Source organism: Bacillus sp. JJ864, assembly GCF_036963045.1.
Taxonomy (GTDB): domain Bacteria; phylum Bacillota; class Bacilli; order Bacillales; family Bacillaceae_G; genus Bacillus_A; species Bacillus_A pseudomycoides_C.
Genome location: NZ_JBALLY010000020.1, coordinates 21,033 through 34,381, shown reverse-complemented (window position 1 = coordinate 34,381; position 13,349 = coordinate 21,033). Strand labels below are relative to the sequence as shown.

The following is a 13,349-nucleotide window of genomic DNA, read 5'->3' as shown; positions in this document are numbered from 1 at the left end:
TAATTTGTGAAAAAATGTTCAAAAGAAATGAGGAATGTGTAGAAGATGGAATGGCGTAATGTATATCGTGGGTTTTGTATGGGTGTTAGCGATTTAATTCCTGGTGTGAGCGGTGGTACGATTGCCGTTGTACTTGGGATTTATGAGCAACTACTTGCTGCAATTAGCGGCTTCTTTAGTCGTGAGTGGAAGAAACATTTAGGATTTTTAATTCCGCTTGCTTCTGGTGTAGCGGCAGCATTTTTGACGTTAAGTCATGTAATTAAGTATTTACTGGAAAATCATTATGGGCCAACACAGTTTTTCTTCATTGGTTTAATCTTGAGCATTATACCAATGTTAATGAAGGAAGCCAATGCGAAAGAAGAATTTAAAGTAGGCCATATTATTATATTGTTTGTTGCAGCAGCTCTTGTAGCGGTAACTGCATTTTTTAAGCCGGATAAAGCGGCAGATCCAATTACGACGTTAACAATTTTAAATACGATGGGGCTATTCTTGGCAGGCTGGATGGCTAGTATGGCTATGCTGCTTCCAGGGATTAGCGGATCATTTATTTTATTAATCATTGGCGTGTATCCGACAGCGATTCAAGCTTTAACAACATTGAATCTTCCATTAATTGTGGTAATTGGTGCGGGGGTTATGGTAGGATTCGTTGTGAGTAGTAAAGGAATTAGCTATTTATTAACGCATTATAAGAGCGCAACATTTGCGGCAATTATCGGACTTGTGATTGGATCAATTGCAGTTGTGTTTCCTGGTATTCCAACAGGTGGTATATCGATTGTAAGTTCTATTATTACATTTATTTTAGGATTTGCGATTGTATCATATTTTAGTAAGAAATAAGTGATTGAGGGATAGCCCTCAATCACTTATTTTTTTGTTTGCTTGTAAAAGCTTAAATCCTTTCTTTTTAAGGGAGGAGACGAGAGCAACTGGCCGTGCATAGAGGCGGTCAGGGCCTTTTTCTGCCACATGAGATGCTTAAAACAAAGGGAGAAAGCGAGTGGAGGGCATGGTGTATTCTGCATAGTATCAACTTCTATGTCGGAAAAAGATTAGTTATTATTTGTATTAATATTTTTTGTATTTTTTACCAATAATATGCAGAAGAGGTAGATTTAAAGAAGTTATTTGAGCTTATACATAAGTAAAAAAATGACATAGAACTTAGGAGAAAAGCAGTGACTTCTATGTCAAAAAATGAAAAGAATTATTGCTTTTATTTTTCTAGTTTACTCCGCCATTCGCAAACAGTAAGTCCCTTGTCACAAAAAAGAGAAGAAGATAGGTGGGGACGAAGAACCTATTTGGAGGTGTCTATATGAAAGTGTCGGTATTTATTACTTGTCTTGCTGATGTCTTTTATCCAGAAGTAGGAAAAGATGTTGTTGAGATTCTTGAAGATTTAGGCTGTGAAGTCGACTTTCCTAAAAAACAAACTTGCTGTGGTCAGCCTGCTTATAATAGCGGATATCAGAAGGAAACGAAAACGGCTGCAAAGCATATGATTGAAGCGTTTGCTGGTTCAGAATATGTTGTGGCACCATCAGGCTCTTGCGTTATGATGGTTCACGAGTTTTCGAGTTTATTTTCTGAAAGTGAAACAGAATGGCGCGAAAAAGCTACGGAACTTGCAAAAAAAACATATGAATTTACACAGTTCATTGTAGAAGTGTTAGGTAAAGAAGATTTAGGAGCAAAGCTTCATAAAAAAGCAACTGTTCATACATCTTGTCATATGAGCCGGTTAATGAATATTAAAGAGCCTCCTCAAACATTATTAAAACATGTAAAAGGGCTGGAAGTCGTTCCGTTGTCTCACAATTATGATTGCTGTGGATTCGGCGGTACATTCGCAGTGAAGATGGCGGAAATCTCTGAGGAAATGGTTGAGGAAAAAGTGAAGCATATTATGGAAACGGGTGCGGAAGTGTTAATCGGGATGGATTGTAGCTGTTTAATGAATATAAAAGGCCGATTAACCCGTCATGGTTATCCAATTGAAGTGAAGCATATTGCGCAAGTATTAAATGAGGATAGAGAGGGGATCTAAAAATGGGAATGAAAATTGGGAACGATCCTTTTCATAAACGTGCTGAAACAGGTATCGGAGATCAATTTATGAGAAATGCAGTTAAGAAAGCGCAAGATGGTCTTAGAAGTAAGAAGTTAAAAGCGACTGAGAGTCTTGGAAATTGGGAAGAATGGCGTTCTCTAGGAGAAGAGATCCGAAAGCATACATTAGAAAATCTTGATTATTATTTATATCAACTCACGGAAAAGATTGAGCAAAATGGTGGTTCTGTGTATTTCGCAGAGACTGCTGAAGATGCAAGGGAATATGTAAAAGGGATTATAAAAAAGAAAAACGCGAAAAAAATTGTAAAGTCAAAATCGATGGTAACGGAAGAAATCAGTCTAAATGAAGCAATTGAAGAAGTTGGAGGGGAAGTATTAGAAACGGACCTAGCGGAATTTATTTTACAAATTAATGATCATGATCCACCATCACATATCGTTGTTCCGTGTCTTCATAAAGATAAAGAAAGCATTTGCGAGTTGTTTAAAGAAAAAATAGGCTATACCGGAACAGCTGATCCTGAAAAGATGGCGAGGTTTGTCCGGAACTATTTGCGTAATGATTTTTTAACAGCGGATGTAGGTGTGACGGGATGTAATTTTGCTGTTGCGGAGTCCGGGTCTATTTCAATTGTAGCGAATGAAGGGAATGCCAGATTAGTTACGACCATTCCGAAAACGTTAATTACCGTGATGGGAATGGAGCGGATTGTCCCAACATGGGAAGAGCTTGATATTTTAGTAACGCTTCTGTGCCGAAGTTCTGTCGGGCAAAAGTTAACAAGTTATATTACTGGTTTAACGGAACCTGGGGGGACAGATGGACCAGAGGAATTTCATTTAGTAATTGTTGATAACGGCCGTTCTAATATTTTAGGAACAGAGTTTCAAAGTGTTTTGCAGTGTATTCGCTGTGCGGCATGTATTAATGTGTGTCCAGTATATCGTCATATCGGAGGGCATGCATACGGCTCAATCTATCCAGGGCCAATTGGTGCTGTATTGACACCGCTTTTAGGCGGATATGATGAATACAAGGATTTACCTTATGCATCTAGCCTTTGCGGCGCTTGTACGGAAGCATGTCCGGTAAAAATACCTTTACATGAATTATTAATTCAGCATCGTAGGCAGATTGTAGAGGAAGCGAAAAAGTCTCCTGTAGCTTGGGATATGGCGATGAAGGGCTTTGAAAAAATGGTGAAGAGTTCGAGGTCATTCTCGTTAGCGGCGAGGACAGCTCCGTATGCATTAAAGCCTTTTACAAAAGGAGATAAAATTGAGCGCGGGGTAGGACCGTTAAAAGCTTGGACAGAAGCAAGAGACTTTCCAGCTCCGAAAAAACAACTGTTTAGAGATTGGTTTGAAAAGCGGTCAAGGGAGGATCGATAATGGCCATTCAAAATCGCGAAACATTTTTAGCTAAGCTATCAGAAAGACTTGGGAGAAAACGTCCGGAAACCGTAGAAAAACCGAGCTGGTCTGTTTCTCCGCAATGGAGCGTTTTTGACGGATTAACGAAGGATGAGCTTGTATTGCAGTTGATGGAACATTGTGAAACGATTCATACAGAAGTCCTGAGAACAAACAAGGCTAATCTTGCAGAAACATTACACTCCTTTATGAATGAATGGAATATCAAATCTGTTATTTATTCAAATGATGAACGGTTTGATGAATATAATCTTAGTAATACTTTTACAAATGAAGGGGCAATGCATTTTCACAAATGGGATTTAGCCCATAAGGAAGAGAGTATTGAATTCGCGAAAACAGCTAATCTTGGAATTACATTTTGTGATATTACTCTTGCGGAATCAGGAACCGTCGTTTTATATAATGATGGAATGAAAGGCAGACACGTCAGTCTTCTTCCAGAATCGTATATTGCCATTGTCCCGAAAAGCACGATTGTCCCCAGGTTAACACAAGCTACAAAGATGATTCATCATCAAAATGTTGAGGGTGAAGCCCCTCCATCTTGTTTGAATTTTATCTCTGGTCCGTCAAACAGTGCAGATATTGAAATGAATCTTGTCGTAGGAGTGCATGGGCCAATAAGAACAGCATATATTATTGTGGATGATCAATAATTATGAGATTTTTTACTATAAGATGATGGGAATATTCTTCCGTCATCTTTTTTCATTTGCTTTAGACATGGGGTTCCTTCGTTGTGACAAACTGTATTTGATAGTATAATGAAGGAAGTATATAATGGGGATTTCTCCGTTAGTAGCTGAGGTGAGGAAGTTTGCAAAGAGTGACAAACTGTGTGTTAATTAAGGATAATGAAGTTCTTCTATTACAAAAGCCTCGTCGAAATTGGTGGGTTGCTCCAGGGGGTAAAATGGAGCGCGGGGAAACGGTAAGAGAATCGGTTGTTCGCGAATATCGCGAAGAAACGGGTATTTATTTGAAAAATCCAGCATTAAAAGGTGTCTTTACTTTCGTAATCCAAGAAGGAGACAAGGTTGTTTCCGAATGGATGATGTTTTCTTTCTTAGCGACAGATTTTGCAGGAGAAAATAAACTGCAAAGCGAAGAAGGGATAATAGGTTGGCATACATTTGATAAGATTGATGAGTTGCCAATGGCACCGGGAGATTATCATATTATTGATTATTTAATTAAAGGAAATGGTATTATTTACGGTACATTTGTATATACACCAGATTTTGAATTACTTTCGTATCGGTTAGATCCGAGTTAAACCATGAGGGGGGATATGATGGACGCGCATAATGATATTAAAATGGTTATTATTACAGGAATGTCTGGAGCAGGAAAAACGGTTGCCTTGCAAAGCTTTGAAGATCTAGGATATTTTTGCGTGGATAATTTACCGCCTATGTTGTTGCCGAAGTTTGTTGAATTAATGGCAGACTCGAAAGGGAAAATGAATAAAGTAGCGCTCGGTATTGATTTACGTGGCCGAGAGTTCTTTGATCATTTATGGGGAGCGCTTGACGATTTAACAGAACGCACATGGATTATTCCGCATATTTTATTCTTGGATGCAAAAGATAGTACACTTGTAACTCGTTATAAAGAAACAAGGCGTTCACATCCACTTGCTCTAACGGGTCTTCCGTTAAAAGGAATAGAAGCTGAGCGTTCGTTATTAACAGATATGAAGGCGCGTGCGAATATTGTACTTGATACGTCGGAATTAAAGCCGAAAGAGCTAAGAGAAAAGATCATTCAATTATTTTCAACTGAGGGTGAACAAGCATTTCGTGTAAACGTAATGTCATTTGGATTTAAATATGGTATTCCAATTGATGCTGATTTAGTATTTGATGTTCGTTTTTTACCAAATCCATACTATATTCCACATATGAAGCCATTAACAGGTCTTGACGAGGAAGTATCGTCATATGTGCTGAAATTTAACGAAACGCACAAGTTTTTAGAGAAGTTAACAGACCTTATTTCCTTTATGCTTCCGCATTATAAGCGCGAAGGAAAAAGTCAGCTTGTTATTGCGATTGGATGTACAGGAGGGCAACATCGATCCGTTACACTTGCAGAATATTTAATGAAACATTTGAAGCAAGAATATACAACTCATGTATCTCATCGTGATGTGGAGAAGAGAAAGGGATATTAAGAGATGGGAAAAGAGAGGAAACCGAAAATCGTTATTATGGGAGGCGGAACGGGTCTATCCGTTTTGCTACGCGGTTTAAAAAAGTATCCTGTCGATATTACGGCGATTGTAACGGTTGCTGATGATGGAGGAAGTTCTGGGAGACTTCGCGATGAGTTAGATATCCCACCTCCTGGAGACATTCGTAACGTGCTTGTTGCGTTGTCAGATGTGGAGCCTCTTGTAGAGGCGTTATTTCAGCATCGTTTTACATCGGGAGAAGGATTAACAGGACATGCGCTTGGGAATTTATTGTTAGCTGGAATGACAGCTATTACAGGTGATTTCTTTCATGCCATTACGGAAACGAGTAAAGTGTTAAATGTGAGAGGGCGTGTACTTCCAGCTGCAAATCAAAGTGTTGTTTTGCATGCGGAATTGGAAGATGGTCAAATTGTAAGCGGGGAATCGAAAATTCCGTATTCCGGGAAAAAAATTAACCGTGTCTTTCTAACACCAGGGGAAGTAGAACCGCTTCATGAAACAATAATGGAAATTCAAAGAGCTGATTTACTTCTATTTGGACCAGGAAGTTTGTATACAAGTATTTTGCCGAATTTAATGGTGAAAAAAATCGGGGACGCAGTACTTCGGGCAAAAGCGAAGAAAGCATACGTTTGTAATGTTATGACCCAAGCTGGTGAAACAATGGGATATACAGCGTTTGACCATGTGAGAGCATTGCATGATCACCTTGGAGAAGCGTTTATCGATACAGCAATCGTGAACGATGAACCAATTCCATCTAAACTATTAGGACGTTATGCAGAAGAAATGTCGGAGCAGGTTGCAATTGATGAAGAGCGTTTTGCCGCACATAATATTAAGTTGATTAAAGGCTGTTTAGCAAAGTATGATGATCAAGTTGTGCGTCATGATACGATAAAGCTAGCTTCGATTTTATATTCATTAATATAACTTATCAGCTTGAAAAAGCTTGCATGGTATAAGGCGTTACTTCTTTGAGGTAACGCTACAAATTCATTTAGGGTAGTAATTATTGTTAGGAGGTGAAACGGTTGTCCTTTGCATCAGAAACAAAGAAGGAGCTAACAAAGCTCGAAATGAAGGAATGCTGTGAGAAAGCAGAGTTGTCAGCATTACTTCGTATGAACGGTTCACTCTCCTTTTCAAACCGTCGTGTAATCATTGACATTCAAACGGAAAATGCAGCGATTGCTCGAAGAATTTATACATTATTGAAAAAAGGATATAACGTGACAGTTGAACTACTTGTGCGTAAGAAAATGCGCTTAAAGAAAAATAATGTGTACATCGTTCGTTTAGTTGAAAAAGCGCGTGAGATTTTATCAGATTTGCACATTGTACGAGAGGACTTTTCGTTTATTCGTAATATTTCACAAGAATTGATTGAGAAAAAATGTTGTAAACGATCGTACTTACGCGGGGCGTTTTTAGCTGGCGGTTCCGTTAATAATCCAGAAACATCATCGTATCATTTAGAAGTTTTCTCATTATACAAGGAACATAATGATGCGATATGTGAGCTGATGAATGAATTTGCGTTAAACAGTAAAACGTTAGAAAGGCGAAAAGGGTACATTACGTATTTAAAGGAAGCGGAAAAGATTACCGAGTTCTTAAATATTATTGGGGCTCATAGCGCTCTTTTAAGGTTTGAAGATATTCGAATTGTGCGTGATATGCGTAATTCTGTAAATCGTCTTGTGAACTGTGAAACAGCAAACTTAAATAAAACGATTGGTGCAGCTTTAAGACAAATTGAAAACATTCGTTATATTGACGAGACTGTTGGACTTGATTTTTTACCAGATAAATTACGTGAAATCGCAGAGCTGCGTATCAATTATCAAGATGTTACATTGAAAGAACTAGGGGAAATGGTATCTGGGGGAAACATTAGTAAATCGGGTATCAATCATCGTTTGCGTAAAATTGATGACATTGCGGAGAAATTACGCGCTGGTGAAGCAGTTGTAAAAAAATAAAAGGCAAAGGGGAATGGAACAGTGGTTCAAAAACGGGTAGAGGTGCTGTTGAAGACTGGATTACAAGCACGTCCGGCGGCGTTGTTTGTACAAGAAGCAAACCGTTTTCAAGCTGATATTTTTATGGAGAAAGACGGGAAAACGGTCAATGCTAAGAGCATTATGGGGATTATGAGTTTAGCCGTTGGATCTGGATGTGAAGTTACAATTACGACAGAAGGATCAGATGAAACAGAAGCATTAGCAGCACTTGTTGCTTATGTGCAAAAAGAACAATAGAAAGCTATCGCGAATGTGCGATAGCTTTTTATTGTGTGTTGCGTTTCGGTGACTGGGCTACTCGCCTGTCGAACGTCGTCGAAGGATCTTTATATCGTGTCGAAGCGCCGATAAATGAAAAAGAGCTATCGTAAATGATAGCTCTTTTCTTATGATCTAGCTCCAGCGGCTAGAATCTCCGGTCGTTTCGCCCCCTCGGACGAGGTAAAAAGCACCTCTCTGCCTTTGACTCCAACGTCCTGCGATTCTGAGCAAGCCGCTTCCGCTTTTTTTAGCGGTTTGTGAAGATTTTGTCAATTAAGCCGTATTCTAATGCTTTTTCTGCTGTCATGAAGTTGTCACGCTCTGTGTCGCGCTCAATTACTTCTAAATCTTGACCTGTACGCTCAGCAAGAATTTTGTTTAGTTTGTCGCGTAAGAATAGGATACGTTTTGCAGCGATTTCGATTTCTGTCGCTTGTCCTTGTGCACCGCCAAGTGGTTGGTGAATCATTACTTCACTGTTTGGAAGCGCGAAACGTTTTCCTTTTTCACCAGCTGCAAGTAAGAAAGCACCCATAGATGCAGCCATACCGATGCAAATTGTAGATACGTTTGGTTTAATGAATTGCATTGTATCGTAAATTGCCATACCAGCTGTAATAGAGCCACCAGGACTGTTGATATATATATGAATATCTTTTTCTGGGTCTTGTGATTCTAAGAATAAAAGCTGAGAAACGATAGAGTTTGCTACGTTGTCATCAATTGCGCTACCAAGCATGATGATGCGGTCTTTTAATAAACGAGAGTAAATATCGTAAGCACGTTCCCCGCGATTTGTTTGTTCAATAACTGTAGGAATTAAATTCATGTGTAACTTCCTCCTTTAACACATTTGTTAGTTTTATAATACAATTATGGTCAATAAAGGTCAAACGAAACCACTTCAGTTTTAAAAAATATGTAGGTGTATCATGTTAATTCGCTATGAATAAGGAATTCCCTTCTTCTGTACCTTCCTCATCATAACCGAATTGTATGAATTTAAACATACTTATAGAAAACCCCTCTTTTTTTAGGTGGGCGAGAGCATCTGGCTATGCATAGAAGCGGTCAGGGCCCTTTTCTGCCACGTGCGAAGTGAAAACAAAAAGGGAAAGCGAGCGCAGATTCCTTGTTCGCTGCATGGCAGTGATTTATCCCGCTATTCGTGGGCAGTAAGACCCCCCACCTCAAGGTTGAGAGAGAAACGATGTCCAGCCCTAGCGGCTAGAATCTCCGGTCGTTTCGCCCCCTCGGACGAGGCAAAAAGCGCCTCTCTGTCGGGTGCTCCAACGTCCTGCGATTCTGAGCGAGCCGCTTCCGCTTTTCTTAAGGAGATAGGTGGGGGAAAACTGCCCGTAAAAGCCCGATTGGTTCAATAACCATCAGTGGGGGATGAAGAAAACCCCCACTGATGGAAGTTTCACTTTATATAGACATAAAAAAAGAACGCCGTTTCATATATAAGCGTTCTTTTTCGTACTATTCTTTCAGTAAATACGTTACTTTATTTAAAATTTCATCTAGCCTCTTGGCGTTGTTTACATACATGTTCGCGGCAGCATTTGATTTCGTTTCTAAAGAAAAGAGTTCAAGATCAGCATGACATTTCTTTAAGGAAGCGAGTAATAATGGTTTATCTTGGGGAGAAGGCATTTGAATTTTATCGTTGTATATGTCGACAGTGAATTGGCCGTAGGAGTCGACTTGTCCGATGAATACGTTGTCGATTGCAACCCCCATTTTTTCGAGTTCAGTGCGAACCCAAGCGCGGTTATGACCGCTTGCTGCAAGAGGTTCATCTATTATGTTTCCATCCATAATGACTGTGTGCGTTTCTTTTTCGTTTGGTAGTTTTAATCCGATATCTTTTGCAGTTAATGGTTGTCTGTCTTTCTTTAATAATACGTTTAATTCACCGCTCGGCTCTAATATAGCGAATTCAACATCGGTTATGTTGAATACATCTTTTTTTCGCAGAAGCTCTAGTAGTTCGTCGCTCGTATATTTTTCCTTTTTTAAATTATCTTCGAGTACTTTGCCATCTTTTATAAAAATAGTGGATTTACCCTCTACAAAATCTCGTACCGTCTTATTTTTTAAGGAAATTAGTCCTGCGAAAAAGGGTATGATAGCAAAAACCAGCATACTAGAAATACCGTGGAAGAAGTTTTGTTCCAACCCTGTCGATACTTCGGCAGCGATATCACCAATCGTCATACCTGCTATGTATTCAAAAAAGGAAAGTTGAGAGATTTGTCTTTTGCCAAGCCATTTCGTAATGGCGAATAAAACAATTAAGACAAATAAAGAACGTATAATGACAAGCGGCCATTCTGGTATGTGAATGTCAGGCATGTATATTCCCTCCAGTCTTCCTAAAATCCTTTATATTGTGGTTCTTCTCGTTCTAGTGTTGAAACTCGCCCTTGTACATCAGCAATGATACTATCCATCTCTAACATACATTCATGAAAAACGCGCTTTGCTTCTTCGTCAGTGACATTTTGTGAAAGGGCACTTAAACTTGCTTGTGCGCCTTTTAAACTAGCAAGGCATGTTTTTACACTTGCAACAACGGTCATGAGAACACCTCTTATCCTTTTGGTTTAAATAATAAAGCTCCAATAAATCCGAAGATAATTGCGGCGGATACACCAGCGCTTGTTACTTTAAACATTCCTGTTATAACGCCAATAATGCCATGTTCAGCCGCTTCTGCCATTGCACCGTGAACGAGAGCGTTCCCGAAGCTTGTAATAGGAACCGTTGCACCTGCTCCGGCAAAATCAATTAACGGTTCATACAAATTAAATCCATCTAATATGGCACCAATGACAACAAGTGTCGCCATTGTATGAGCGGGGGTAAGTTTGAAGACGTCGAACATAATTTGTCCAATGACACAAATGAGGCCGCCAATTACAAAAGCCCAAAAAAAGATCATGTATTATACACCTCCAACTTCAATGGATACTGCATGAGCGATACAAGGAATCGTTTCTTGTTGCTGGAAAGTTAATGGGGAAAGTAAGGCCCCGGTAGCAACTACAAGTATTTTGCGAAACTCTCCTTTTTTCATTCGGTTTAATAAATGCCCATACACAACAGTTGCTGAGCAGCCTGGACCACTTGCTCCTGCTAAAATAGGCTGGTCGTCTCTGTAAATGAGTAATCCGCAATCTTGAAATTGTTCGCTTCGTATAGATGTTCCTTGCTTGCGTAGTAAGTCAAAGGCAATTTCGCGTCCTACATGTCCGAGATCGCCCGTTACAATTAAGTCATAGTAGGATACGTCGATTTGTCGTTCTCTTAAATGCGCTTCTATCGTGTCGACAGCAGCAGGAGCCATAGCCCCGCCCATATTAAAAGGATCGGTTAGCCCCATATCGATCACTCTTCCAATTGTTGCTGATGTTACGCAAGGGCCATCTCCTTGGTCGCTTAATAAGGCAACACCAGCTCCTGTTACTGTCCACTGCGCAGTAGGGGGTTTTTGTCCTCCGTATTCAGTTGGATATCTGAACTGTTTTTCTACAGCAGTATTATGGCTTGATGCTCCTGCTAATAAGTATTTTGCTCCTTTTGCATTTACGATGCTTGCACCTAAAGCAAGTCCCTCCATCGAGGTAGAACAAGCCCCGAATAATCCGAGATAGGGAGTACCGAGTGTCCGGCAAGCAAAGCTGGAAGGAGTAATTTGATTAATTAAATCTCCAGCCAGGATAAATTGAATATCGTCTTTCCGTAGTTTTGCTTTTTCGGTGGCCCTGCTGCAGGCTTCTTCGAATAAAACGCGATGCGCTTTCTCGTAGGAGTCTTGTCCTAACCATAAATTGTCGTGCAATGTATCGAAATCATCAGGGATTTTGCCGTTCGCTTCAAATGGTCCGCCAATGACACCAGTTGATATAATCACGGGTTTGTTTTCAAATACCCATGTTCGGTGGCCTTGTAACATTTAAAACCCTCCCCATTGGATTAGAATCGTTCGAATCAGTGCAATCACAAAAGCGGAAAATACACCAAATAAAATAACAGATCCGGCTAATTTAAACATATTCCCGCCCACTCCAAGAACAAAACCTTCCGTCCGGTGCTCAATACAAGCTGCTATGACAGAGTTTCCAAACCCAGTAACAGGAACGGCTGTACCTGCCCCGCCAAACTGAGCTAATCGATCGTATACACCGAAACCTGTTAAGAGCATGGAAATAAAGATCATTGTCGCTACAGTTGGATTCCCCGCAGATCGTTCCGTAAAATCAAAATAAGTAATATAAAATGTGGAGATCAGTTGACCGATTAAACAAATGAATCCACCTACAAAAAAAGCTTTTATACAATTTTTGAGAACAGGACGCTTTGGTTCACGCTGCTGTTCAAATTTTTTATATTCTTGTTGCACTGGTGATAAGTCTTTATTTTGGCTCGACATATGAATCCATCCTTTTCTATGTTGAAAAGTATTATTAAATATCGGAATGCATTTCTTCTTTAACTACTTTTAGTTGTTTTTTTATTTCTTTCTTATCTGCTTCTTTGTTTTTAATCTTCGTTTCTAATTTATCTAGTAACATGAAAATTTTTTTATCCATACTGACATAAACTTTTAAATTAGGATATGTCTTTTCTAATGTCTGTTTCATTTCCTTTTTTAATTTCTTTAGTTGAAAGCGTTCGTGGTGCTCTGGTTTCGCGGCTACGTATAGTTCGTTATTGAAATTAACCGCTTTTACTTCAATTACTTCTTCCATATTAAAAATCTGATCTTTCGCTTGATTTGCTATGGATTGATCAATAGTCTCCATACTGACATTTTTTAATTGCGTATCTTTTTTATTTATTTGGTGCTCTTCTTTCTCATTTGCTTCTTTTTTTACTTTTTTATCTAGTGGACTGTTACAGCCGCTTAGGAAACTGAAGAAGAGAAGGAATAACAAAGTAATGATCCTAAATTTTCGCATTGTATCATTCCATTTCTATAGCTCTATGTAATTTGAGGTGAAAAAAGGATGATATTGTATCACCCTTTTTCCGGTTCAGCATAAAGTGGGTATTATTGTTTGTCTAAAGTGCCCTTTACTGCTGTGTGTATTGAGGTTCTTCTTGTTGAACCTCTTGAACGCGCGGAGATAAAGAATCAATAATGGATTGCGTTTGTTGTGCTGCGCTTTGGAATAATTGCTTCGCTTGTTGGTTATCGGTATCAAGAGCGAATCCCTCTAAGCTCGCTTGTGCACTTTTTAATCCTGAAACAGTTTGTTTAAGTTTCGTAATTACAGTCATAACGTAATTCCTCCTCTAGTTGAATTGAATTTCAATCATTAGAATTT

Annotated in this window: 16 protein-coding genes and 1 pseudogene; 9 read left to right on the top strand and 8 right to left on the bottom strand. The window is 39.2% G+C overall.

The features are described 5' to 3' along the window. Nucleotides 1-45 precede the first annotated feature (45 nt). The 9 genes and pseudogenes from V7024_RS04210 to V7024_RS04170 all read left to right on the top strand — a co-directional run bounded on the left by V7024_RS04210 (nt 46) and on the right by V7024_RS04170 (nt 7,989). Nucleotides 46-852 carry a DUF368 domain-containing protein gene (locus V7024_RS04210; RefSeq protein WP_335516089.1) on the top strand — a complete coding sequence of 269 codons (807 nt, stop codon included), beginning with the start codon at nt 46-48 and terminating at the stop codon, nt 850-852. A gap of 478 nt (nt 853-1,330) precedes the next feature. Then, nucleotides 1,331-2,062: a (Fe-S)-binding protein gene (locus V7024_RS04205; protein ID WP_098918906.1), complete on the top strand. Its 732-nt coding sequence runs from the start codon at nt 1,331-1,333 to the stop codon at nt 2,060-2,062. Nucleotides 2,063-2,064: 2 nt separating this feature from the next. Beyond that, nucleotides 2,065-3,514 (top strand): annotated as a pseudogene (locus V7024_RS04200) (LutB/LldF family L-lactate oxidation iron-sulfur protein). After that, entirely contained in the window at nt 3,480-4,181 is a 702-nt protein-coding gene (locus V7024_RS04195; RefSeq protein ID WP_335516083.1) for a LutC/YkgG family protein, read from the top strand. Before V7024_RS04200 ends, V7024_RS04195 begins: the two are co-directional and overlap by 35 nt. A 161-nt stretch (nt 4,182-4,342) precedes the next feature. Further along, entirely contained in the window at nt 4,343-4,801 is a 459-nt protein-coding gene (locus tag V7024_RS04190; protein ID WP_028411235.1) for an NUDIX hydrolase, read from the top strand. Between the two features lie 18 nt (nt 4,802-4,819). Next, nucleotides 4,820-5,701 (top strand): RNase adapter RapZ, encoded by an 882-nt coding sequence (gene rapZ / locus V7024_RS04185; protein WP_335516080.1) that lies wholly within the window; start codon nt 4,820-4,822, stop codon nt 5,699-5,701. Between the two features lie 3 nt (nt 5,702-5,704). Continuing rightward, nucleotides 5,705-6,658 carry a gluconeogenesis factor YvcK family protein gene (locus tag V7024_RS04180; protein ID WP_335516078.1) on the top strand — a complete coding sequence of 318 codons (954 nt, stop codon included), beginning with the start codon at nt 5,705-5,707 and terminating at the stop codon, nt 6,656-6,658. A 101-nt stretch (nt 6,659-6,759) separates the two neighbouring features. Beyond that, nucleotides 6,760-7,710 (top strand): DNA-binding protein WhiA, encoded by a 951-nt coding sequence (gene whiA, locus V7024_RS04175; RefSeq protein ID WP_335516075.1) that lies wholly within the window; start codon nt 6,760-6,762, stop codon nt 7,708-7,710. 21 nt (nt 7,711-7,731) lie between these two features. Continuing rightward, entirely contained in the window at nt 7,732-7,989 is a 258-nt protein-coding gene (locus V7024_RS04170; protein WP_335516071.1) for an HPr family phosphocarrier protein, read from the top strand. A gap of 271 nt (nt 7,990-8,260) precedes the next feature. Here V7024_RS04170 and clpP read toward each other — a convergent pair whose 3' ends face one another. The 8 genes from clpP to V7024_RS04130 form a co-directional block, all read right to left on the bottom strand. Next, the gene (clpP, locus tag V7024_RS04165) at nt 8,261-8,842 is read right to left on the bottom strand and encodes an ATP-dependent Clp endopeptidase proteolytic subunit ClpP (protein WP_020061713.1); all 582 of its coding nucleotides are present in this window, start codon (nt 8,840-8,842) and stop codon (nt 8,261-8,263) included. A 653-nt stretch (nt 8,843-9,495) separates the two neighbouring features. Then, nucleotides 9,496-10,371, bottom strand: coding sequence for a DUF421 domain-containing protein (locus tag V7024_RS04160; RefSeq protein ID WP_335516067.1), 876 nt, complete (start codon nt 10,369-10,371; stop codon nt 9,496-9,498). Nucleotides 10,372-10,391: 20 nt separating this feature from the next. Continuing rightward, nucleotides 10,392-10,598: a DUF1657 domain-containing protein gene (locus V7024_RS04155; protein WP_335516063.1), complete on the bottom strand. Its 207-nt coding sequence runs from the start codon at nt 10,596-10,598 to the stop codon at nt 10,392-10,394. Nucleotides 10,599-10,609: 11 nt separating this feature from the next. Then, entirely contained in the window at nt 10,610-10,960 is a 351-nt protein-coding gene (spoVAE, locus tag V7024_RS04150; RefSeq protein WP_090915955.1) for a stage V sporulation protein AE, read from the bottom strand. Nucleotides 10,961-10,963: 3 nt separating this feature from the next. Further along, nucleotides 10,964-11,974 (bottom strand): stage V sporulation protein AD, encoded by a 1,011-nt coding sequence (gene spoVAD, locus V7024_RS04145; protein ID WP_335516058.1) that lies wholly within the window; start codon nt 11,972-11,974, stop codon nt 10,964-10,966. Then, nucleotides 11,975-12,451 carry a stage V sporulation protein AC gene (gene spoVAC, locus V7024_RS04140; RefSeq protein ID WP_335516055.1) on the bottom strand — a complete coding sequence of 159 codons (477 nt, stop codon included), beginning with the start codon at nt 12,449-12,451 and terminating at the stop codon, nt 11,975-11,977. A gap of 34 nt (nt 12,452-12,485) precedes the next feature. Then, on the bottom strand, nt 12,486-12,980 hold the full coding sequence (locus tag V7024_RS04135; protein ID WP_335516052.1) for a YhcN/YlaJ family sporulation lipoprotein: 495 nt from the start codon (nt 12,978-12,980) through the stop codon (nt 12,486-12,488). A 115-nt stretch (nt 12,981-13,095) separates the two neighbouring features. Further along, a complete protein-coding gene (locus tag V7024_RS04130) occupies nt 13,096-13,302 on the bottom strand; it encodes a DUF1657 domain-containing protein (RefSeq protein WP_020061705.1) in 207 nt (68 codons plus the stop codon). Nucleotides 13,303-13,349 lie beyond the last annotated feature (47 nt).

Coding starts and splice junctions, on each gene's coding strand:
- V7024_RS04130 (WP_020061705.1), bottom strand. CDS start 13,302: ATGACTGTAATTACGAAACTTAAACAAACTGTTTCAGGATTAAAAAGT.
- V7024_RS04195 (WP_335516083.1), top strand. CDS start 3,480: ATGGCCATTCAAAATCGCGAAACATTTTTAGCTAAGCTATCAGAAAGA.
- V7024_RS04210 (WP_335516089.1), top strand. CDS start 46: ATGGAATGGCGTAATGTATATCGTGGGTTTTGTATGGGTGTTAGCGAT.
- clpP (WP_020061713.1), bottom strand. CDS start 8,842: ATGAATTTAATTCCTACAGTTATTGAACAAACAAATCGCGGGGAACGT.
- V7024_RS04180 (WP_335516078.1), top strand. CDS start 5,705: ATGGGAAAAGAGAGGAAACCGAAAATCGTTATTATGGGAGGCGGAACG.
- spoVAD (WP_335516058.1), bottom strand. CDS start 11,974: ATGTTACAAGGCCACCGAACATGGGTATTTGAAAACAAACCCGTGATT.
- V7024_RS04205 (WP_098918906.1), top strand. CDS start 1,331: ATGAAAGTGTCGGTATTTATTACTTGTCTTGCTGATGTCTTTTATCCA.
- spoVAE (WP_090915955.1), bottom strand. CDS start 10,960: ATGATCTTTTTTTGGGCTTTTGTAATTGGCGGCCTCATTTGTGTCATT.
- V7024_RS04160 (WP_335516067.1), bottom strand. CDS start 10,371: ATGCCTGACATTCACATACCAGAATGGCCGCTTGTCATTATACGTTCT.
- V7024_RS04135 (WP_335516052.1), bottom strand. CDS start 12,980: ATGCGAAAATTTAGGATCATTACTTTGTTATTCCTTCTCTTCTTCAGT.
- spoVAC (WP_335516055.1), bottom strand. CDS start 12,451: ATGTCGAGCCAAAATAAAGACTTATCACCAGTGCAACAAGAATATAAA.
- rapZ (WP_335516080.1), top strand. CDS start 4,820: ATGGACGCGCATAATGATATTAAAATGGTTATTATTACAGGAATGTCT.
- V7024_RS04155 (WP_335516063.1), bottom strand. CDS start 10,598: ATGACCGTTGTTGCAAGTGTAAAAACATGCCTTGCTAGTTTAAAAGGC.